Raw genomic sequence first — 20,556 nt, 5'->3', positions numbered from 1 at the left:
CTTGCCGCGGGGGTCATGAACCTGGAACGGAGAGCCGTCGAGCATGGCTCGACTCTACAAAAACGAAGGCCGGCTTGCGCCGGCCTTCTTCTTACTTCGCCTTGCCCTGGTTGGCCACGGCTTCAGCGGCCTTGCGCGCCGCTTCCGGGTCACCAAGATAGCGGAACGACTGCACGGTCAGGTCGTCGTTCAGTTCGAACAGCAGCGGGATGCCGGTCGGGATGTTCAGCTCGAGGATTTCCTCGCGCGAGACGTTGTTGAGGTACTTGTACAGCGCGCGCAGCGAGTTGCCGTGGGCAGTGACCAGCACAGTCTTGCCGTCCTTCAGCTGCGGCGCGATGGCGTCGTGCCAGTACGGCAGCACGCGGTCCAGGGTGGTGGCCAGCGATTCGGTGCCCGGCAGTGCGTTGCGGTCCAGACCGGCGTAGCGGCGGTCATGGATCGGGTGGCCCGGATCTTCCAGCTCCATCGGCGGCGGCGGGATGTCGTACGAACGGCGCCACACCTTGACCTGCTCCTCACCATGCTTGGCAGCGGTCTCGGCCTTGTCCAGGCCCTGCAGGCCGCCGTAGTGGCGCTCGTTGAGGCGCCAGGACTTGTTCACCGGCAGCCAGTCCTGCTCCAGCTCGGCCAGCGCCCCCTGCAGAGTGTGGATGGCACGCTTCAGCACGGAGGTGTGGGCGACGTCGAACTGCAGGCCTTCCTCGCGCATCAGGCGACCGGCGGCGGCCGCTTCCCGGCGCCCCTGCTCGGTCAGGTCGACATCGACCCAGCCGGTGAAGCGGTTGTCCAGGTTCCACTGGCTCTGGCCATGGCGCAACAGTACGAGTTTACGGGTCACTGCAGGGTCTCCAACGCGAGGAAAGGCAGGCCGCCATTGTAGCCCCGGGCGCCGCTCACCGGGCCGTGGCGCCGCGCATGCGATGCTGTGGCCAATGAATACGGTGATCGACCCCGGACGCTGGGATGGCAGCGTCGCCACTGCCCGCGCGCATCAGATCCAGCTTGCCGGCCGCGTGAAGCGCCAGGACGGCCTGCCCCGCGACGTGCGCTGGCTGGCGGGGCTGGATGTCGGCTTCGAGAACAACGGTGCCACCACCCGCGCCGCAGCGGTGCTGCTGGATGCGAAGACATTGCAGCCCGTGGCGCAGGAAATAGCGCGCATTCCCACGGTGATGCCGTACATCCCCGGGCTGCTCAGCTTCCGAGAGCTGCCCGCGCTGCTGGCGGCACTGACGCTGCTGCCGCAGGCGCCGGATCTGGTGTTCGTCGACGGCCACGGCATCAGCCATCCACGCCGGTTGGGCGTGGCCGCGCACCTGGGCGTGGTCACCGACCTGCCCAGCATCGGTGTGGCCAAGTCGAAACTGGTGGGGCGCTTCGTCGAGCCGGGCGCCGAGGCCGGTGCGCATACGCCGCTGTTGGATGGCGATGAACAACTGGGCTGGGTGTTGCGCAGCAAGGTGCGCTGCAAGCCACTGTTCGTGGCCGGTGGCCATCGGGTCAGTGCCGATACCGCGCTGGATTGGGTGCAGCGCACGCTGCGTGGCTATCGCCTGCCGGAACCGACCCGGCTGGCGGATCGGCTGGCGTCCCGACGGGACGAATGACCTTCACCGCCGTGGACGGATGCAGCCTGCGCGGTCGCGTCGCGACGATTGGGTAGAGTCGACTGTCAGTCGACTCTCGCGCACAGCGCGGGCTTTGTCGCAGCCTCGCGGGAGAGCAGTCGACTAACAGTCGACTCTACCAAGGCGGATTCGTGCAATCGGTTTCGCCCGGCCGGATTCGTGCAATCGGTTTCGCCCGGCCGGTTTCGTCCAACCGGTTTCAACCGATTGGCGTGCATGCATGTCTCGTTCAACGATGCACATGGCCGCGATGGCCCTGTGCGTCTTCGCCGTGGTCATGGCCCTCGTGGCCGCCGCCCTTCACCGGCGCCGGCTCACCACAGGCTTCGCCGCAGTGATCAGCTTCGATCTGCAGCGTCACGTGCTCGATGCCGAAGTCATCGTGCAGGCGTCCGCCAAGCTCGCGGCGCAGCGCATCGGCATCGGTGCCGTCGCGCATCACGATGTGCGCGGTCAGCGCCGGGGTGCTGGAGGCGAGCGCCCACACATGCAGGTCATGTACATCCAGCACCGCCGCGTGCCCGGACAGACTGTCACGCACCTTGGCCACATCCAAGCCCTTGGGCACGCCTTCCAGAAGCACGTTGATCGCCTCGCGCATCAGCACGTACGTGCGTGGCAGCACCCACAGGCCGATCAGCACCGCCAGTATCGGATCGATCGGCTTCCAGCCGGTCCACTTGATCAACAGGGCACCCGCGATCACCGCCACCGAACCAAGCATGTCGGCCCACACTTCCAGATAGGCGCCCTTCACGTTCAGGCTCTCGCCACTGCCGGCCTGCAGCAGGCGCATCGAGATCAGGTTGATGACCAGGCCTGCGGCAGCGATCACCAGCATGCCGGAAGAAGCGATCTCCTGAGGCTCGCGGAAGCGTCCAATCGCCTCCCACAGAATGTAGCCGGCAACCACGAAAAGCATGGCGCCGTTGATCATCGCGCCCAATGCTTCCAGGCGTGCATAGCCGTAGGTGCGACGCGCATCCGGCGGTCGGCGGCTCAGCCGCACCGCCACCAGCGCGATCATCAGTGCCAGCGCGTCGGTGGCCATGTGCGCCGCATCGGAAAGCAGCGCCAGGCTGTTGGTCCAGAACGCGCCCACCACCTCGACGACGAGGAAGGTGGAGGTCAGGCCGAGCGCCCACCACAAGGGTTTCTCGTGGCGGATCTGGGATGGCAGGTGATCGTGGTCGTGGCCCATGGCAACAGCTCCTTTGCGATGCGGTGCAGGCTACGCCGTGCTGGCGGAGGAGACTATTACGGTGTTTATAACATTGCAGGCGTGCAGCGCCGATGCCGCCGTGCACGGCCCGGCGCTACCCGGTAGCGCCAGACCCTGCCTGACGAATGCAGCGGAACAGCTCCCGCGTGCGATCAGAACCCGAAGCGCAGGCTGGCCCAGTACGCGCGGCCGGGCTCGTTGTAGGTCGCCGCACCGGCGTCGCTGCTGTTGGCCTCGCGGAACAGGCGCTTGTCAGCCAGGTTGTTCACGCCGAAGCCGAAGCTGACCGTCCCGGTCACCTTGTAACGCGCGCTCACGCCCCAGATGTTGTAGGCGCCACGGTCCTGCAGCGCGATCGACGGATCACAGGTGCCGGTGCAGCGCGGGTCGTTGTTGATGTTCGTGGTGGCCGGCTTCTGCCTGCCATAGAACGTGCCGGTCAGCAGCAGTGACAGCTTGTCGGTGGCCTGCCAGTCCAACATGGTGTTGACGGTGTACTTCGGAATCACCGACAGCGGCTGGTGCGTGGTCTTGTTCTCGTTCTCCACCATGTAGGTGAAGTTGTTGCTCCACTTCAGGCGGTTGCCCTGCTCGCCCAGCAGCGGGATCACCAGGTTGCCCTCAAGCCCCTGCACGATCGCCTTGGGTGCGTTCTCCCAGCGGAAGATGCGGCCCTTGGTGTCGGCGGTCAGCCCAATCTGGGTGTAACCGGCCTGGATCTTGTCCTTGTAGTCGTTGTGGAAGTAGGTCAGCGAGGCCTGCCAGCCGCTCTGCGGCGCCCACTCGATGCCGAGCTCCTTGTTCAGGCTGGTTTCCGCCTTCAGATCCGCATTGCCGCGCATGTAGCAGCCGGCACCCAGGCTCGGCAACGCATTGGGGCAGCCATTGCCTCGGGTGTAGTAAAGGTAATCCGGATTCGACTGGTACAGGTTCGGCGCCTTGAAGGCACGGGCAATACCGCCCTTCACCACCCAGTCGCTATTGATGCGGAACTGTGCGTTGAGGCTGGGACTGGTGTTGTTGCCGAACTGGCTGTGGTGATCGAAGCGCACGCCCGGGGTGACGATCCAGCGCTCACCCAGGTAGATGTTGTCTTCCACGAATGCGGCGGTGGTCTGCGCATCGGACTTGCCGCGCGCGCGATTGGCCGACAGGCCCGGGATGCCGCCGCCACTGCTGCTGGACTGGCTCATCGAATACGGGTCGGTCAGGCGGCTACCGAGGTATTCAAAGCCCAGCGTCCAGATGTTCTCGGCACCGCCCAGCGTGGTCGGGAAGCTCACTTCGCCGTCCAGCTGGTAGTTGCGCAGGCGCGAGGTCGACCAGTCGGTGCCGTTGAAGCTGCCTTCCGGGCCGCCAGCCAGGCCTTCGTTGATACGCGCGTTGTTCACCGCTTCCACTGCGGCCGTCACCCGCGAGGTGACATCGCCCCAGCGGCCGCGGTGGGTGATCGCGCCGGTGTTGCGGTACATACGGTTGGTCTCGGCTTCACCTTCGGCCAGTGCAGCCAGATCGATGCCGGTGGACGTACCGGTGGTGCTGACCGCGCGATCGCCTGCGTAGATGTTGCCCTGGCGACTGGTGCCTGCTTCGAGCTCGACCACCTGGTTGGCGTTGGCGTCCCAGCGCAGCAGCGCATTGACATCACGGTTCTTGACGCCTTCTCGGCCCGCCGGCGGCACCGCGTTGGGGTTGCTCGCGTACTGACGGTTGAGGTCCAGTGAATCCGCGTCGGTCTTGTTGAGGTTGCCGTACAGGCGGAACGACAGGGTGTCGGTCAACGGGCCGCTGAGCTGCAGGCCGACGCGCTCGCTGCCACCTTCGGCGCTGTGCTCCGGCACCAGACCGTACAGGTCGACCGCGCCGGTCAGGTCGCCACTGGGACGCTTGGTGATGATGTTGACCACGCCACCGGAGGCGCCCGAGCCATAGCGCGCCGCCGCCGGACCGCGCAGCACCTCGATGCGCTCGATCATTTCCGCGGGCACCCAGTTGGTATCGCCACGCGTGTTGCGCTCACCACTGCGGCCCATGCGCACGGCGTCGCGCGCTCCGACGCGCTTGCCATCGACCAGGATCAAAGTGTTCTCCGGCCCCATTCCGCGCAGATCGATCTGGCGGTTGTTGCCGTACTGGCCCGAGGCACTGTTGCCGGTCAGGTTGACGCCCGGCATGGTGCGCAGCAGCTCGGCGATGTCGTTGGCCGGCGGACGCCTGGCAATGTCCTCGGCGGTGATGGTCGAGGTGCCCAGCGCCTGGCGTGCGATCTGCGATGCCGTGACATGCACGGTGTCGATATCGGTGGCGTCGGTCTCGGCACTGGCGGTCAGGGCGCTGCCCGCCAGCAGGGTGGCAACGGCAAGCGCCAGCGGGCGCGGCGAAAGGACAACGGCAGGGGACATGGTCTGGACCTTCTGGCAGGGCAACGGGGCCTCTGGCAAAGGGCTTGAGGCAACGACGAGGGGGAGGCGGAGCGTTGCCGCAGGCGTGTGCGACCGTTCCGTGCGCGCATTCTCCCATCAATGCGAGTGATTCTCAAATGCGTTCAGTCATTGCCGCAGCAGCGGGCGTGTGCTTTGCGCACCCTGCAACCCTGCACCGCGCGTAAACTGGCCGGCTACCCCGCCATCAACCGCATGCCACCGCGGCCGATACCCGTGGTTTGCCGTACGCAGTCAGAGATCGACGTGGAAACTCCCCAACTGGATGACGCCAGCCAGCCGCTGGCAGAGGCGTGGCAGCAGTGCCTGCAGCAGGCCGGCCCCGCCGCCACCGCACTGCTGCACGCGGCCGCAGCGGACGCACCACCGGCGCTGGCCCAGCGCTTCTATGAAGTCCTGCTGCAGGATGGCCGCGCACGTCGCTTCCTGTCCCACGAACAGGTCAAGCAACGCCTGCAACCGGCGATGCAGCGCTGGTTGGTGCAACTGCTGACCACCGACGCCGCCGGCATCGCCACCACCGTCGCTTCGCAGCGGGTGATCGGCGACGTGCATGCGCGGGTTGGCATTCCGGTCGACCTGGTGACCCGCGGCGCGCGCGTGCTCAAGCACGCGCTGTTCGTCCGCCTGCGTGATGATGCACCGGACAGCGCCACGGCCTTTGCCGCCATCGACTGCCTCAGCGCGATCATGGACATCGCAATGGAGGGCATGACCCTGGCCTACACGCACGCGCGCGAACGCTCCAGCCGTGCCGATGCGGCGTACCGGCTGTTCTCGCTGGTGCAGAACGTCAGCACCGAACGCGAACGCCAGCGGGCGTTGCTGCTGGACTGGGAAAACACCCTGCTCTATGCACTGGCGGGGCACGTGCAGGGCAGCGACAGTGCCAGCCTGGCCACCTCCGAATTCGGCCTGTGGTTCACCCACAAGGGCATCCCCAGCTTCGGCGAAAGCACCGAGACCCAGCAGGTCGGCCGGCTGATGGCCCGCATCGACGGCTGCCTGCAGCGGGCCGCCCACGGTGATCCTGCGCAACGCCTGGCAACGCTGCCGTCGATCCGCGAGGATCTGGCCAGCATCCGCACCCTGATGACGTTGCTGTTCGAGCGCATCGGCGAACTCGATGCTGGCAGCGACGCATTGACCAACCTGCTCAACCGGCGTTTCCTGCCCACCGTGCTGCGCCGGGAAATCGAGCTGGCCACGCGCAACCGCACGCCGTTCTCGTTGCTGCTGCTCGACCTGGACCATTTCAAGGCGATCAACGACGGCCACGGCCACGATGCCGGCGACCGCGCGTTGCAACATGTTGCCGGCCTGCTTGGCCAGTTGACGCGCGGCAGCGACTACCTGTTCCGCTACGGCGGCGAAGAGTTCGTGGTGGTGCTGGTCGCGGCCAGTGAATCCCAGGCGGAGGTGATTGCCGAAAGCCTGCGCCGGCAGATCGCGCAGTCGCCTGCGGCACTGGCCAACGGGCAGGTGCTGGCGTTGACCGCCAGCATCGGTGTTGCCGGACACGATGGCCATCCGGATTACGAACGGTTGATGGCGCGGGCCGACGCTGCGATGTACGAGGCCAAGCGCACTGGCCGCAACCGTGTGGTGGTGGCCAGCGATGCATTGCAGGAGGCACCGGGGCGACGAGCATTGCAGCGGTGAACCGACGGAAATGGAGAATCCCGGTGGCGGGTAGAGTCGACTGTTGGTCGACTACCGCGCGCAGTGCGGGGTTTTCGCAAGCGGACGGAAGAGCAGTCGACTAACAGTCGACTCTACCGGCAGTCGACTCTACCGCTTCGCACCGCGGCCGATGCATTGAACGCCACCACCCGCCACGCGGCCCACCACAGCAGCGCCAGCAACGCGATGCCCGCGCCCAGCAGGCAGACCGTCGGCCAGCCATGCCGTGCCTGCATCCAGGGCCCGGCCGCCGCTCCTGCACCGCTGCCCACCGCATAGAACAGCATGTACAGCGCCACCAGGCGTCCATGCTGTTCACCGGGCGCACGTAGCAGCAACGCCTGGTTCGAAACATGCAACGCCTGACCGCCAAGGTCGAGCACGACCACGCCCAGCAGCAGCAACGCCAGCGACTGCGGCAGGCCCAGCAACGGCCACCACGCGACCAGCATCAGCAGCAGCGCGCCGAGACTGACGCGATGCGCGAATCCACGGTCCATCCAGTGCCCGACCCGCGCCGCCATCAACGCACCGACCACACCGGCCAGGCCGAGCGCGCCAACGGCGGCGGTGGACCAGTGCAGCGGCGGTGCAGACAGCGGCAAGGGTGCCGCCGCCCAGAACACATTGAGACCAGCAAACAGCAGCAGTGCCAGCGGCCCGCGCTCGCGCAGCGTCCGATCCTCCCGCAGCATGCCCATCATCGAGCCCAGCAGTTCGCACCAGCGTGGAGGGACTGACGGCACCGGCACTGCGGGCAAGCGCCGCCACAACAGCGCCGCCAACGCCGCCATCACCACCGCTGACAGCAGGTAGACCATCTGCCAGCCAAAGGCCGCCGCCACCGTACCCGACACCACGCGCGCCAGCAGCAGGCCGATGAACACTCCGCCCTGCACCACACCGACCATGCGACCGCGCTGCTCGGGCGGTGCCAGCGTGGCGGTGTAGGCGATCAGGCCCTGGGTCAGTGCAGTGCCCAGCAATCCGGCCAGCAGCATGCCCGACAACAGCCAGCTCGACGTGCGTGCCGCCGCCAGCCACAGCAAGGCGACAACCAGCGCCGCCAACTGCAGCCGCAGCAGGCGGCGCCGGTCACCGCGATCGGCCAGCGGCAACAGTCCCAGCAATGCCAGCACGCTGCCCGCCTGGGTAGCGGCCAGCACCGCACCGGCCACCGCCCGGTCCAGTGCAAAGGCACGTGCAAGCGGGTCCAGCAACGGCTGCGCGTAATAGACGTTGGCAACGCTGGCGCCGGCGGCGATCGCCAGCAGGACCAGCAGGGAACGGCACATCGGAGCGACACTCATCTGGTGGTTTCAAATTGCAACTTGATGCAGGCTAGCGTCAATGGTTTTAAACTGCAACCACATTTGGAGGCACACCCATGCACGCCAACAGCCCCTGCCCTGTCGCCCGCAGCGCCGACCTGCTCGGTGACCGTTGGGCGCTGCTGGTGATCCGCGATGCGTTCGACGGCGTCACCCGCTTCAGCGACTTCCAGCGCAGCCTTGGTGCTGCACGCAACATCCTGAGCGACCGCCTGCGCAGGCTGGTCGATGCCGGCATCCTGCAGCTGCAACCGGCCTCCGACGGTTCGGCCTACCAGGAATACGTGCTCACTGCCGCCGGACTGGAACTGTTTCCGCTGCTGGTCGCGCTGCGCCAGTGGGGCGAGCGCCATCGCTTCGGCGCTGGCGAAGCCCACTCTTCCCTGATCCAGCGTGACAACTGTTCAGTCGTGCCCTACATGCAACCGCTGGACAACAACAGACAGCCGCTGCCCGCGCACGCCACCGTGGTGCGCAAGCTGTAGACGGCGGCATCCCCCGAATGGGGGACTCGACAGGGGCACCGGTGTCAAATAGCATTCAATCGCAATTGCATACAGTTCTCATTGACTTCGGCGATGGCCGCACCTACCTCTCCTTCTGCTGCCGGCGCTGCGCCGGCCAAGCGCGTGGCGCGCGGTAACGGTCATGGTCTGCTCTGGGCCCGCGGCCTGCTGGCACTGCTGGGCGGTTACGTCGTGGCCGCCTGCTGGGCTTCCGCGCTGGCGCGCCTGCTGCCCGGCGCCAAGGCCGACGCCACGCTGGTGGCCACCATGGCCGCGTTCGTGGTCTACGCACTGGCCGCCATCTGGGCCTACGCCGCGCGCAGCACCCTGCGTGCAGCTGTGGGTCTGCTGGCCTCTGGCGCGCTGGGTGCACTGATCGCCTGGCTGCTGCGCGGGAACATCGCATGAGCAGCGCCGACAACCTGGGCGGCATCCGCCAATCACAATCGGTGCTGCACACCTGGTCGGGCCTGGTGGTCGGCTGGGTGCTGTTCCTGATTTTCATTGCCGGTACCGCGTCGTACTGGAAGGAAGAATTGACCCGCTGGATGCAGCCCGAAATCGGCCTGCCCGCCGATGCCAGCACCGCAGTGATCCAGGCCCAGCAGTTCCTGGTCCGCACCGCACCGGACGCGCAGCGCTGGAGCATCGAACTGCCCGATTCACGCAGCAGCGCCACCACCGTCAGTTGGCAGCCGAAGGGCGAGAAGGAACGCCGACGCGGCCAGCGCAATCCAAACCAGGCCACGCTGGATGCCAACGGCACGCCCGTGCAGGTACGCGAAACACGCGGCGGCAATTTCTTCTACCGGCTGCATTTCGATCTGCACTACGTGCCGGTGCTGTGGGCGCGCTGGTTCATCAGTGCCTGTTCCATGCTGATGCTGGTGGCGATCATCAGCGGTGTCATCACCCACAAGAAGATCTTCACCGACTTCTTCACCTTCCGCCGCGGCAAGGGCCAGCGCACTTGGCTGGACGGTCACAACGCACTGGCGGTGCTGTCGCTGCCGTTCCACCTGATGATCACCTACACCGGTCTGATCACCCTGATGACGCTGTACATGCCGTGGGCGGTGGATGCGAACTACCCCGGTGGCCGCGATGCGTTCTTCGCCGAACTTTTCCCGCGCGCGGAAAAGGTCGAGCCCAGTGGCGTGGCCGCAGCGCCGCCCGCGCTGGCCCAGGTGCTGCGCCGTGCGGAACTGCAGTGGGGCGGTGGCCGTGCCGCGTCGCTGCAGATCGACCAGCCAGGTGATGCATCCATGCGCATTGCCGTGCGCCGCCAGCAGGCCGACCAGATTGCCGGGGCCAACGACACGCTCACTTTCGACGCGCGCGGCGAACTGCTGGATGCTGCCCCGCCGCGCTCGGCTGCCGTTATCACCCGCGACGGTATGATCGGGCTGCACGCGGCACGCTTCGCGCCCACCACGATGCGCTGGCTGTTCTTCCTGTCCGGCGTGGCCGGCACGTTGATGGTCGCCACCGGGCTGGTGCTGTGGACGGTGAAGCGGCGCACCCAGCTGCCCGATCCTGCGCGTCCGCACCTGGGTTTCCGCATTGTGGAACGCCTGAACATCGGCTTCGTCAGTGGCCTGCCGGTGGCCATGCTGGCCTTCCTGTGGGGCAACCGCCTGCTGCCGGTGGAGCTGGCCAACCGCAGCGATGCCGAAGTGAAAGTGTTCTTCTACGCATGGGCGGCCAGCCTGCTGCATGCGTTGCTGCGCCCGGCCCGACGCGGCTGGGTGGAGCAACTGGCATTGGCCGGCGTATTGGCGCTGGGCCTGCCGCTGTACAACCTGGTGGTCTGGCAAGGCGGCGCGGTCGGTGCGCTGGCCAGCGGAGATGGCGCCAAAGCTGGCATCGACATCGGCCTGCTGCTGATCGGTGCAAGCCTGTTGTGGGCCGCGCGCAAGGTGCATCGTTTCGTGCCGGTGCAACGCAAGCCGCGTGCCGCACGCACTGCCCCGACTGTCGAGGCCAGCGCATGAGCGCGCTCGCCCTCCTGCTGGCCGCCTTCGGCTTCGTCTGCCTGGCGCTGGCGATGGAGCGCCACCATCGCGACGTCACCGGTCATGCACCGGCCGCACCGCGCCGCCGCGTGCTGCGCCTGCTGGGCGCGGCTGCGCTGGCGACCAGCCTGGCACCCAGCATTGCCGCCTGGGGCATTGCCCAAGGGTTCGTGGGCTGGTGTGGCGTGCTCGCTGCAAGTGCCGGGGCCATGGTGCTCTGGCTCAGTTTCCGCAACCCGGCCAAGTCGGCGCCACGCCCATCTTCCCGTTCCTGAACTAGAAAGGTCATTCCATGAAGCACACGCACTCTGGCGCCCTGCGCCGGAACGCCCTCGCCTTGTCGTTCGCCTGCGCCGCCGCGCCGGCGTTCGCCCAGGACACCGCGCCGACCACCACCGAACTGGACCGGGTGATGGTGACCCAGCGCACCGAGGGCTACCAGGTCTATGGCACCAACACCGCCACCAAGCTGCCGCTGACCCTGCGCGAGACGCCGCAATCGCTGACCGTGTTCACCCGCCAGCGCATCGAGGATTTCAACCTCATCACGATTTCCGAAGTGCTGCAGCAGACGCCGGGCGTGACCATCCAGTCGTATGACAGCAACCGCACGCTGTTCAACGCGCGTGGCTTTGCCATCAACAACTTCATGTTCGATGGCATTCCCACCAACTACACCACCGGCGCCGGCGGCAACTCGATCCTCAGCGACACCTCCATCTACGAGCGTATTGAAGTAGTGCGCGGCGCCAGCGGCCTGGTCACCGGCTCGGGCAACCCGTCGGCCACGGTGAACATGGTGCGCAAGCGCCCGACCGAAACCTTCCAGGCCAGCACCAGCTTCAGCGCCGGCTCGTGGGATTACAAGCGCGCCGAAGTGGATGTGTCCGGCCCGCTCAGCAAGAGTGGCCGCGTGCGTGGGCGCTTCGTCGGCGCTTACACCGACAAGGAAAGCTGGGTGCGCTTCCAGCATGACAAATCCCCCAGCCTGTACGGGGTGATCGAAGCCGACCTGACCGACAGCACCCGCCTGCGCGCTGGCATCGACTACCTGAAGACCGGTTCCGACGGCGGCGCCTGGAGCGCCTCGCCGCTGTACTTCCGCGATGGCAGCCGCGCGCACATGCCGCGTTCCTACAGCGCCGCAGCGAGCTGGAACGAATGGAACCGCGAAAGCACCAACTACTTCGCCACGCTGGAACAGCAGTTCGGCGCCGGCTGGAGTGGCCGTCTGGCCTACAACCACCGCGCCACCGATACCGATTCGCTGCTGCTGGCCGGTTCCAACACCGGCAACTGGGCCGACCCGGCCACCGGCCTGGGCCTGCGCATTGCCGATACCTATTCGGTGTCGGAAACCCGCGAAGATGCCTTCGACCTGTACGTGTCCGGTCCGGTCCAGCTGTTCGGCCGTTCGCACGAGCTGGTGGTGGGCATCAACCACTACGACCGTGACCTGGACACCATCCGCGCCGGCATCACCTCGCGCCCGTACAACGTGGCCGCCTTCCCCAGCATCTTCAGCTGGGACGGCAACATCGGCAAGCCGACCACCTACAACTACGGCATTCCGTCCAGCACGGTAAACACCACCGAGACCGGCTACTACGCCGCCGTGCGCCTGAACCCGATCGACCCGCTGAAGATCATCGCCGGCGCGCGCTATTCCGATTACCGCACCACCACCGACAACTACAACACCGACGGCGTGTTCACCAGCCGCAGCGCGCGTACCACCGCCCATGAGCTGACCCCCTACGTGGGCGTGCTCTACGACCTCAGCAGCAGCATCACCGCCTTTGCCAGCTATTCGGACGTGTTCCAGGCAACCGCGCGCCGCGACATCAACAACCAGCTGCTGGACCCCACCACCGGTGGCAACTACGAGTACGGCCTGAAGGCCGACTTCTTCGGCGGCCGCCTGTACGCGGCGTTGAACGGCTTCTACATGAAGCAGGACAACGTGGCCGAGCTGGATCCGAACGGCGGCGAGACCAAGCTGCCCGATGGCAGTTCGCCGTACATCGCCAGCCGTGGCATCACCACCCAGGGCGGTGAGTTCGAAGTCTCCGGTTCGATCAACGATCACTGGAGCATGACCGGCGGCTACACCTACAGCTACAGCAGCAACCCCGATGGCAGCCGCTTCGCCAGCACCAGCCCGATGCACCTGGCCCGCTTCAACACCACCTGGACCCATGGCCAGTGGACGCTGGGCGGCGGTGTCAGCGTGCAGAGCGAGATCTACCAGATGCAGCCCATTCCCACCGGGCGCTTCACCGCCAGCGGCACGCCGGTCACGGCCACCGGCAGGATGAGCCAGGGCGGCTACGTGCTGTTCGACCTGATGGGCCGCTACCGCATCAACGACAACCTGAGCGTGGGCGTGACCGTCACCAACCTGTTCGACAAGGTCTACTACCGCAACGTCGGCTTCTTCAACTCCGGCTACTGGGGTGAACCGCGCCGCGTGCTGTTCAACCTGCGCGCGAAGTTCTGAGCAACGGCATAGCATCAGGGGCGGGCCTTCGGGCCCGCTTTTTTTTTGTTCAACGAATGGAGACTCTCAGAATCTGCGACGGTGCTGGTGGATGATTCTGCTTCATCCACTCAGCACATCCCTCATGACAGAACAGGATCAGAAGCCAGCAGTCCCTCGCATCAGCTCCATGTTGGCGCGCATCAGGCGCCCGAAGGTGGCAGCACCTTTCAGTAGGACAGAGAACTATGTGGTCGCCGGAATGGTCTTGCTTTTCCTGCTCTGTGTTGGGTGCATACAGCTGGTGGAAGCTGGCTTGCTGTCACTGGAATCAGGCAGGTCGCTTGCGCTTCCTATGGCAGCAGTGATCATTCTGCTGGGCGCGGTATTCGCTGTTATTCAAGTCATCCAGGTTGCCCAGCTGGTGTTGAACGGCTGGAGCGACATGGCCGGTCGGATTGATGTGAATGTCGAACTTGACTCCGCTTTCGTCGAAGATCTTTCTCGTTGCGAGGCAGAAGAACTGGACCGGCACTCCAAGCTCATCGATCAGGAGGCAAAGTTTCTCTCCCGACGTGCCGGGCTGGCCTCAGGTGCCAGTACCATCAGCGCGTTGGTCATCAATCTGCTGAGCGTCGGCTCAGGAAACCAGGCTGTGGAGTGGGTTGATAGTGCAAAACTGATCATAACCTGCTGTAGCTTGGGCATGTTGATAGGCTCGGCAATGGTGATGATATTCGCCGGAAGGTTGGAGAAGATCTCTGGTCTCCTCAAGCTTGCTGCTGAGAGAAGCTCACTGCGGGAAGACCTCGCTCGGTGACTCCCAATCAGCACGATTAGCACAGTGATCCCCACCTCCGGCGCATGCGGTCGGGGTGAGCAACGGCGTAGCATCAGGGGCGGGCCTTCGGGCCCGCCTTTTTTCATTCGCCGCCAAGGAAACACCCGATGCTGCACCGCGCCCCGCCCCGCCCTGCCCGCCTGTTGCTGCCACTGGCTCTGCTGCTGGGCACGCCGCTGCTGCAGGCCCGCGAGGTGGCGACGCCGGCCGAGCACGTGGATGCCGATGGCCCCTATGTGTTCCGCGTGGGCGACCAGCTGCGCGCGAAGTGGATCTGTGGCGACCAGGTACAGATGCGCACCCTGCCCGCGGCTGCCAGCGGCACGGATTTCACCCCGCAGTGCGGCTACGCTCACAGCGTGCACGTGGCGCCGCCGACGGCACCGTCGGTTTCGGTGCTGCCGGCCGCACCGCGCATCGTCGCCCTGTCCGATATCCATGGCCAGTACGGCCTGCTGGTGCGCCTGCTGCGCGCCAACAAGGTGATCGATGCGCAGGACCGCTGGGCGCTGGGCACCGACACCCTGGTCATTGCCGGCGATGTGTTCGATCGCGGCCCGCAGGTAACCGAGGCGTTCTGGCTGCTGTACGGCCTTCAGCAGCAGGCGGCAGCAGCAGGCGGCGCGGTGCACTTCGTACTGGGCAATCACGAAACCATGGTGTTGTACGACGACCTGCGCTACGTCAACCCGAAGTACCTGCGCAGCGCCCAGCTGCTCGGTCGCAGCTACCCGCAGCTGTACGGTCCCGATTCGGTGATCGGCCAGTGGCTGCGTACCCGGCCAGTGCTGCTGAAGATCGGTGACACCCTGTTCCTGCACGGCGGCATCTCGCCCGAAGCCGTCGAGCTGGCGCTGGACCCGGCACGCACCAACGCGGCTTACCAGGCCTCGCTGGGCCTGCCCAAGGCCGAAGTGAAAGCCGACCCGGCCACTGCACCGCTGTATGACGGCAAGACCAGCCCGATCTGGTACCGCGGCTACTTCGATGGCCGCCTCGACACCGCAGGGGTGCAGAACGTGCTCGACCGCCTGCAGCTCACGCGCATCGTGGTCGGCCACACCTCGATGCCGCACGTCAGCACCTTCCATGGCGACCGCGTGATCGCCATCGACAGCAGCATCAAGAATGGCGAGAACGGCGAACTGCTGTTCATCGAAGATGGAACGCTCAGCCGTGGCCTGCTGGACGGCTCGCGGGTACCGCTGGCACAGGGTGAACCGGGCCTGCAGGACTGAATGAAGGGACAGCGCGATGGCGTCCGCCGGTGGCATCGCGCTCCACCTTCACCCGGTTTACGGCTACCCTCGGCAGCCGAGAGGCCCACCCCATCCATCCGGTGGGCCTGACCGTTACAGGAGCCAACGCGCATGCGCGTTCTGATTGCTGAAGACGACCCGGATATCGCCTCCGGCCTGTGCGCCTCGCTGCGCCGGCAGGGGCACGTGGTCGACCACGTCGACAATGGCGCGCATGCCGACGCCGCACTGGGCTCGACCCAGTACGCGCTGCTGGTACTGGACCTGGGCCTGCCGCAGCTGGATGGCCGCGACGTACTGCAGCGCCTGCGCCAGCGCGGTGACGGCCTGGCCGTGCTGGTGGTGACCGCCCGCGACGGCCTGGCCGAGCGCGTGCGGGTACTCGACCTGGGTGCCGACGACTACCTGGTCAAGCCGTTCGCACTGGACGAGTTCGAGGCGCGTGTGCGCGCCCAGCTGCGCCGGGTCACCAGCAATGGCAACCCGGACCTGCGCATTGGCCGCCTGCGCCTGGACCTGGCCGGGCACCGCGTGTGGATCGACGACCAGTCGCTGGAACTGACCGCGCGCGAATTCGGCCTGCTGTCGGCACTGGCGGTGCGCGCCGAACGCATCGTGTCGCGCGCGCAACTGGTGGAAGCGCTGTGCGATTGGGGCCAGGACCTGACCGACAACGGCCTGGACATCGCCCTGCATCGCCTGCGCCGCAAGCTGCAGCCCGGTGGCATGGGTATCCGTACCGTGCGTGGGCTGGGCTACATGCTGGAAGACACCCAGGACGAAAGCACGCCGTGATCAGCGGCCCGCCCAGCCTGCGCCGGCGCCTGCTCGCCTTCCTGGCGTTGCCGATGCTGGGCCTGCTCATCTTCAATACCGTGCTGGCTTACTACGTTGCGCTGGACTATTCCAACCGGATTCACGACCGCAACCTGATCGACGATACGCACTCGTTCGCGCAGATGCTGAGCACCATGCCGGTGACCAGCGACCTGTCACCGCAGGCGCGCTTCCTGATCGAGTACGACCCCGACGGCCATCGCTATTTCAACGTTGACAGCAGCCGCTTGGGGACCCTCAGCGGCAATGCCGACTTCAGCCCGTATGCGCCCTCGCAGGACTGTACCGGCGTGCATCCGGCGCTGTACGAAGGCACCCTCAATGGCCAGCAGGTACGCATGGCCACGGTCTGCACGCAGGCGATGAACGATCCGCAGGACCAGCTGGCGGTCACCGTGGCCGAGAGCATGGCCGACCGTCGCCAGCGCGCGCGCGAGATCCTGATGATCATCATTCCGCTGATGACCATGCTGGCGCTGGGTACCGCCGCGCTGGTCTGGTTCGGCGTGACCTACGGCCTGCGCATCCTGACCCCGCTGAGGACCCGCCTGGCGCAGCGCCGCGGCGAACTGGCGCCGATCTCCGATGCCGACGTGCCCGAAGAGATCCAGCCGCTGATCAGCACCATCGATGATCTGTTTGCCCGCCAGTCAGAGATGATCACCCTGCAGAACCGCTTCATCGCCGATGCCGCGCACCAGCTGCGCTCGCCGTTGGCCGGAATGGCCCTGCATGTGGACCAGGCGCTGGCGCATGGCGACCCGGATACGGTGCGCGAGGCGCTGCAGCACATCCGCCGCCTCAACCAGCGCACCGCGCGTGTCAGCACCCAGCTGCTGGCACTGAGCCGGGCGCAGACCGTGCCGGACACCGTCGAGGCACTGGACCTGTGCGGGTTGGTGCCGCAATGGGTCGGCATGCGCGTGCCCGAAGCGATCCGTGATGGCTCCGACCTCGGCTACCGCGGCGGCGGCCAGCCGCTGCGCGTGCTCTGCAATGGCGCCATGCTGCAGGAGGCACTGGACAACCTGATCGACAACGCGCTGCGCTATGCCGGACGGGGGGCGACCGTCACTGTCGGCGTGCACGCGCTGGACGACAATGATGTCGAGCTGTACGTGGAAGACAACGGCCCCGGCGTCCCCGAGGATGTGATGCCGCGCCTCGGCGAACGTTTCTTCCGGGCACCGGGCACCGCCGCCAGTGGTACCGGCCTTGGTCTGGCCATCGTCCACGAGGCAGTGGAACACTTCGGTGGTCGCCTGAGCTTCCTCAACCGCCCCGGCGGCGGGCTCAGGGTCGCCATCACGCTGCCGCTGCTGAAGGCGCCCTGACCCGGCCCTGGGCGCTGAAAGGCTGGTGAAAATCGCACTTGCGATCCTGCCTTCCCCACTGCCGACCCGGAGCCGCCAGGTGACCGACTCGCACGACTTCTTCCTCCCCGGTGGCCCACAGGGCGTGCTGCTGGTACATGGCCTGACCGGTACCCCGGCGGAAATGCGCATGCTGGGCAAGGGGTTGAACAACGCCGGTTTCACCGTGCACGGCGTGCAGCTGCCCGGCCATTGCGGCACCGTCGATGACCTGCTGGCGACCACCTGGGAACAGTGGTACCAGGGCGTGGAAGATGCGGCGGCAAACCTGCGTGGCAAGGTCGACCAGCTGTTCGTCGGTGGCCTGTCGATGGGCGCGGTACTTTCGCTGGCGTTGGCGGCACGTCGCCCGGAGTGGGTGTCCGGCGTGGGCGTATACGGCGCCACGTTCCGCTACGACGGTTGGAACATTCCCGCCGTGGCCCGCTTCTCGTTCCTGCTGCCGTGGTTCAAGCGTTTGAACATCGGCCGCAACCGCATGTTCATGGAAGAGCCCCCGTACGGCCTGCGTGACGAGCGCCTGCGTGCACAGGTGAGCGCCGCCATGCTGTCCGGCGACAGCGCCGCCGCTGGCCTGCCGGGCAACCCTTGGCACGCACTGGCCGAAATGCGTGCGCTGAGCCACTGGACCCGCCGCCACCTGCACCAGGTCACCGCGCCCTGCCTTGTGATGCACGCCCGCGAGGACGACGTGGCCAGCATGGGCAACGCCGAACTTGTGATGTCGCGGGTCAGCGGCCCGAAGGAACTGGTGGTGCTGGAAGACAGCTACCACATGATCACCATCGACCGCGAACGCCGCGACGTGATCCGCCGCAGCGCACGCTTCTTCACCGGGATCGGTGAGCGTACGGGTGTGCTCAAGGCGGTGGCCTGAAATGGGAGCACTTGCCACGCTGCTGTGGTTGGCGAACGTGGTGCTCGATACCGGCGGCCAGCTCGCCTTCAAGGCCGCCGCCAGCGACCCGCAGAACGGCGAAGGACTGCAACGCTGGAAACACATGCTCAGCCGCCCCTGGCTGTGGATCGGCATCGCCTGCTACGTGCTTGAGTTCGTCGCCTGGATCGCGTTCCTGTCACTGGTTCCGCTGTCCAAAGGCGTGCTGCTGGGCTCAATCAACATCGTCGCACTGATGATTGCCGGACGCATTCTGTTCCGCGAAAAGCTCACGCCACTGCGGGTGACCGGCATGCTGCTGGTCACGGCGGGCGTGGCCGTTGTGGGGGCCGGCTCATGAGGCGCCTGTATGTGATCGGCTTCCCGCTGCTGGTGTCCTTCGACACGCTGGCCCAGCTGTGCTTCAAGTACGCCGGTGATGCCGCGCTGCCGGTCGAGGCCAACACGGCATGGCTGCTGCGCGTACTGTCGCAGCCGTGGGTGTACGGCGCCATCCTCGGCTACATCGGTGCATTCTTCACCTGGATGAGCCTGCTGCGCCACGCGCCGATCGGCCCGGCATTCGCGGCTTCGCACCTGGAGGTGATCAGCGTTCTACTGCTGTCGGCGTGGCTGCTGAACGAGCCGCTGACGCTGCATCATCTGATCGGCGCGGTACTGATCGTGGCCGGCATCGTCTGCCTGGGCCGCGCGGAGGCCGACGACCCCCACAGCCCTGCCGAAAGCACGGCATGAGTGCATTGCAATGAGCCTGTTCGCGCGCGAGCTGCCACCCACCGCCGGCCTGCCGATGCAGGCCAGCGACTTCCTTCCCGGTGGCGGTGACCTGCGCGACATCCTGGCCAACCAGCTCGGCACACCACCGCTGCAGTTGACCTGTTCCGGCACGCACGCGCTGCTGATCGCACTGCGGGCGCTGCGCAAGCGCGCACCCAAGCGCGACACCGTGATCCTGCCGGCTTACACCTGCCCGCTGGTGCCGATCGCGGTGCACAGCCTTGGCCTGCGCGTGCAATTGTGCGATACCCGCCCCGGCCACTTCGACTTCGATCCCGGCCAGCTCAAGCGACAGGCCACCGCGCGTACGCTGGCGATCCTGCCCACCCATCTCGGGGGCCGTATCGCCGATGTCGAGCTCGCCAACGAGGTTGCACACGGAGTCGGCGCCTGGGTGATCGAGGACGCAGCGCAGGCCCTGGGGGCGAGGGTCGGCAACAGCAGCGTCGGCCTGCGCGGCGACATCGGCTTCTTCAGCCTGGCCGCCGGCAAGGGCCTGAGCCTGCATGAAGGCGGCCTGCTGGTCAGCCGCGATGACGAACTGCGCGCTGCCCTGGCCGGGCATGCCGCCCGACACGTCCATTTCAACCTGCGTTGGGAGCTGCTGCGCAGCATGCAGCTGCTTGGCCTGGCCACGTGCTACCGCCCTTCGCTGCTTTCACTGGTGTACGGCAATCCGCTGCGCAGCGCGCTGCGGCGTGGCGATCTGGAAGACGCGGTCGGTGACAGATTCCCGCTGGACATCCCGCAGCACCGGGTCAGCCGGTGGCGACAGAACATCGGCGCCCATGCCGCGCAGCGCCTGCCCGCATTCCTGCAGGCCGGCCGCCTGCGTGCATTGCAGCTGCGCGTGCAGCTGGCGCAGCTGCCCGCCGTAGAGGTGGTCGACGGTCTCGCCGGTAGCGGTGGCACCTGGCCACTGCTGATGCTGCTGCTGCCCAGCCAGCGCGCGCGCGATACCGCACTGAAGGACCTGTGGCCACGCGGGCTGGGTGCCAGCCGCATGTTCATCCACGCCCTGCCCGGCTACGCCTACCTGCGCGGCATCGTGCCGCAGAGCGATATGCCCAACGCACGCGACTTCGCCGCACGCATGCTCACCCTGGGCAACAGCGCCTGGCAGACCCGTGAAGACACGGCAGAAATACTGCAGGCTCTGGCCCGCGCGTGACCCGCACGCGCATGCGTGGCCTGTGTTTCGCGCATTCTTCCAGACGCCTTCCTGAACGCTTTCCCAGCCCCTCAATGAAGCCTTACAACAGG

The 20,556-nt window shown here is 66.5% G+C and carries 19 protein-coding genes; 15 read left to right on the top strand and 4 right to left on the bottom strand.

The features are described from left to right. Nucleotides 1-91: 91 nt before the first annotated feature. On the bottom strand, nucleotides 92-841 hold the full coding sequence (gpmA, locus tag D7Y61_RS03070) for a 2,3-diphosphoglycerate-dependent phosphoglycerate mutase (protein ID WP_005408679.1): 750 nt from the start codon (nucleotides 839-841) through the stop codon (nucleotides 92-94). A 94-nt stretch (nucleotides 842-935) separates the two neighbouring features. Between gpmA and nfi the strand changes: the two genes are divergently transcribed. Next, nucleotides 936-1,610 carry a deoxyribonuclease V gene (gene nfi, locus D7Y61_RS03065; protein ID WP_180864921.1) on the top strand — a complete coding sequence of 225 codons (675 nt, stop codon included), beginning with the start codon at nucleotides 936-938 and terminating at the stop codon, nucleotides 1,608-1,610. A 250-nt stretch (nucleotides 1,611-1,860) separates the two neighbouring features. On the opposite strand, the gene D7Y61_RS03060 is transcribed toward nfi, so the two are convergent. Together D7Y61_RS03060 and D7Y61_RS03055 are read right to left on the bottom strand one after the other, a co-directional pair. Then, on the bottom strand, nucleotides 1,861-2,832 hold the full coding sequence (locus tag D7Y61_RS03060; protein ID WP_180864919.1) for a cation diffusion facilitator family transporter: 972 nt from the start codon (nucleotides 2,830-2,832) through the stop codon (nucleotides 1,861-1,863). A gap of 173 nt (nucleotides 2,833-3,005) precedes the next feature. Further along, the gene (locus tag D7Y61_RS03055; protein ID WP_180864917.1) at nucleotides 3,006-5,255 is read right to left on the bottom strand and encodes a TonB-dependent siderophore receptor; all 2,250 of its coding nucleotides are present in this window, start codon (nucleotides 5,253-5,255) and stop codon (nucleotides 3,006-3,008) included. A 285-nt stretch (nucleotides 5,256-5,540) separates the two neighbouring features. Here D7Y61_RS03055 and D7Y61_RS03050 point away from each other — a divergent pair, with 285 nt between their 5' ends. Further along, entirely contained in the window at nucleotides 5,541-6,956 is a 1,416-nt protein-coding gene (locus tag D7Y61_RS03050; protein WP_180864915.1) for a diguanylate cyclase, read from the top strand. 113 nt (nucleotides 6,957-7,069) lie between these two features. Here D7Y61_RS03050 and D7Y61_RS03045 read toward each other — a convergent pair whose 3' ends face one another. Then, the gene (locus tag D7Y61_RS03045; protein ID WP_180864913.1) at nucleotides 7,070-8,287 is read right to left on the bottom strand and encodes an MFS transporter; all 1,218 of its coding nucleotides are present in this window, start codon (nucleotides 8,285-8,287) and stop codon (nucleotides 7,070-7,072) included. 77 nt (nucleotides 8,288-8,364) lie between these two features. On the opposite strand from D7Y61_RS03045, the gene D7Y61_RS03040 reads away from it, so the two are divergent. The 13 genes from D7Y61_RS03040 (at nucleotide 8,365) to D7Y61_RS02980 (ending at nucleotide 20,464) form a co-directional block, all read left to right on the top strand. Next, nucleotides 8,365-8,793 (top strand): winged helix-turn-helix transcriptional regulator, encoded by a 429-nt coding sequence (locus tag D7Y61_RS03040; protein ID WP_180864911.1) that lies wholly within the window; start codon nucleotides 8,365-8,367, stop codon nucleotides 8,791-8,793. 93 nt (nucleotides 8,794-8,886) lie between these two features. Then, nucleotides 8,887-9,222 (top strand): hypothetical protein, encoded by a 336-nt coding sequence (locus D7Y61_RS03035; protein ID WP_180864910.1) that lies wholly within the window; start codon nucleotides 8,887-8,889, stop codon nucleotides 9,220-9,222. Then, nucleotides 9,219-10,808, top strand: coding sequence for a PepSY-associated TM helix domain-containing protein (locus D7Y61_RS03030; RefSeq protein WP_180864909.1), 1,590 nt, complete (start codon nucleotides 9,219-9,221; stop codon nucleotides 10,806-10,808). The genes D7Y61_RS03035 and D7Y61_RS03030 overlap by 4 nt, the downstream gene beginning before the upstream one ends. Then, nucleotides 10,805-11,104 carry a DUF3325 domain-containing protein gene (locus D7Y61_RS03025; RefSeq protein ID WP_180864908.1) on the top strand — a complete coding sequence of 100 codons (300 nt, stop codon included), beginning with the start codon at nucleotides 10,805-10,807 and terminating at the stop codon, nucleotides 11,102-11,104. The genes D7Y61_RS03030 and D7Y61_RS03025 overlap by 4 nt, the downstream gene beginning before the upstream one ends. Nucleotides 11,105-11,121: 17 nt before the next feature. Beyond that, nucleotides 11,122-13,329, top strand: a complete 2,208-nt coding sequence (locus D7Y61_RS03020; RefSeq protein WP_180864907.1) for a TonB-dependent siderophore receptor — start codon at nucleotides 11,122-11,124, stop codon at nucleotides 13,327-13,329. Between the two features lie 91 nt (nucleotides 13,330-13,420). Continuing rightward, complete coding sequence (locus D7Y61_RS03015) at nucleotides 13,421-14,128, top strand: hypothetical protein (protein WP_180864906.1); 708 nt, start codon at nucleotides 13,421-13,423, stop codon at nucleotides 14,126-14,128. Nucleotides 14,129-14,256: 128 nt separating this feature from the next. Further along, a complete protein-coding gene (locus D7Y61_RS03010; protein WP_180864905.1) occupies nucleotides 14,257-15,387 on the top strand; it encodes a metallophosphoesterase in 1,131 nt (376 codons plus the stop codon). A gap of 132 nt (nucleotides 15,388-15,519) precedes the next feature. Continuing rightward, complete coding sequence (locus tag D7Y61_RS03005) at nucleotides 15,520-16,203, top strand: response regulator (protein WP_107230266.1); 684 nt, start codon at nucleotides 15,520-15,522, stop codon at nucleotides 16,201-16,203. Further along, complete coding sequence (locus D7Y61_RS03000; protein WP_180864904.1) at nucleotides 16,200-17,579, top strand: ATP-binding protein; 1,380 nt, start codon at nucleotides 16,200-16,202, stop codon at nucleotides 17,577-17,579. Before D7Y61_RS03005 ends, D7Y61_RS03000 begins: the two co-directional genes overlap by 4 nt. 79 nt (nucleotides 17,580-17,658) lie before the next feature. Next, on the top strand, nucleotides 17,659-18,495 hold the full coding sequence (locus tag D7Y61_RS02995; protein WP_180864931.1) for an alpha/beta fold hydrolase: 837 nt from the start codon (nucleotides 17,659-17,661) through the stop codon (nucleotides 18,493-18,495). A gap of 1 nt (nucleotide 18,496) precedes the next feature. Then, nucleotides 18,497-18,856, top strand: coding sequence for an EamA family transporter (locus tag D7Y61_RS02990; RefSeq protein ID WP_180864903.1), 360 nt, complete (start codon nucleotides 18,497-18,499; stop codon nucleotides 18,854-18,856). Then, on the top strand, nucleotides 18,853-19,251 hold the full coding sequence (locus D7Y61_RS02985; RefSeq protein WP_180864902.1) for a DMT family transporter: 399 nt from the start codon (nucleotides 18,853-18,855) through the stop codon (nucleotides 19,249-19,251). The genes D7Y61_RS02990 and D7Y61_RS02985 overlap by 4 nt, the downstream gene beginning before the upstream one ends. 10 nt (nucleotides 19,252-19,261) lie before the next feature. After that, entirely contained in the window at nucleotides 19,262-20,464 is a 1,203-nt protein-coding gene (locus tag D7Y61_RS02980; protein ID WP_180864901.1) for a DegT/DnrJ/EryC1/StrS family aminotransferase, read from the top strand. Nucleotides 20,465-20,556 lie beyond the last annotated feature (92 nt).

It is taken from the genome of Stenotrophomonas maltophilia (genome assembly GCF_013464485.1).
Taxonomy (GTDB): domain Bacteria; phylum Pseudomonadota; class Gammaproteobacteria; order Xanthomonadales; family Xanthomonadaceae; genus Stenotrophomonas; species Stenotrophomonas maltophilia_AW.
This window is presented reverse-complemented; position numbering and strand designations above follow the sequence as displayed.

Bases quoted from the DNA above. Each gene is read 5' to 3' on its own strand.
- nfi (WP_180864921.1), top strand. From the start codon at position 936: ATGAATACGGTGATCGACCCCGGACGCTGGGATGGCAGCGTCGCCACT.
- D7Y61_RS03060 (WP_180864919.1), bottom strand. From the start codon at position 2,832: ATGGGCCACGACCACGATCACCTGCCATCCCAGATCCGCCACGAGAAA.
- D7Y61_RS03055 (WP_180864917.1), bottom strand. From the start codon at position 5,255: ATGTCCCCTGCCGTTGTCCTTTCGCCGCGCCCGCTGGCGCTTGCCGTT.
- D7Y61_RS03045 (WP_180864913.1), bottom strand. From the start codon at position 8,287: ATGAGTGTCGCTCCGATGTGCCGTTCCCTGCTGGTCCTGCTGGCGATC.
- D7Y61_RS03040 (WP_180864911.1), top strand. From the start codon at position 8,365: ATGCACGCCAACAGCCCCTGCCCTGTCGCCCGCAGCGCCGACCTGCTC.
- D7Y61_RS03035 (WP_180864910.1), top strand. From the start codon at position 8,887: ATGGCCGCACCTACCTCTCCTTCTGCTGCCGGCGCTGCGCCGGCCAAG.
- D7Y61_RS03030 (WP_180864909.1), top strand. From the start codon at position 9,219: ATGAGCAGCGCCGACAACCTGGGCGGCATCCGCCAATCACAATCGGTG.
- D7Y61_RS03025 (WP_180864908.1), top strand. From the start codon at position 10,805: ATGAGCGCGCTCGCCCTCCTGCTGGCCGCCTTCGGCTTCGTCTGCCTG.
- D7Y61_RS03020 (WP_180864907.1), top strand. From the start codon at position 11,122: ATGAAGCACACGCACTCTGGCGCCCTGCGCCGGAACGCCCTCGCCTTG.
- D7Y61_RS03015 (WP_180864906.1), top strand. From the start codon at position 13,421: ATGATTCTGCTTCATCCACTCAGCACATCCCTCATGACAGAACAGGAT.
- D7Y61_RS03010 (WP_180864905.1), top strand. From the start codon at position 14,257: ATGCTGCACCGCGCCCCGCCCCGCCCTGCCCGCCTGTTGCTGCCACTG.
- D7Y61_RS03005 (WP_107230266.1), top strand. From the start codon at position 15,520: ATGCGCGTTCTGATTGCTGAAGACGACCCGGATATCGCCTCCGGCCTG.
- D7Y61_RS02990 (WP_180864903.1), top strand. From the start codon at position 18,497: ATGGGAGCACTTGCCACGCTGCTGTGGTTGGCGAACGTGGTGCTCGAT.
- D7Y61_RS02985 (WP_180864902.1), top strand. From the start codon at position 18,853: ATGAGGCGCCTGTATGTGATCGGCTTCCCGCTGCTGGTGTCCTTCGAC.
- D7Y61_RS02980 (WP_180864901.1), top strand. From the start codon at position 19,262: ATGAGCCTGTTCGCGCGCGAGCTGCCACCCACCGCCGGCCTGCCGATG.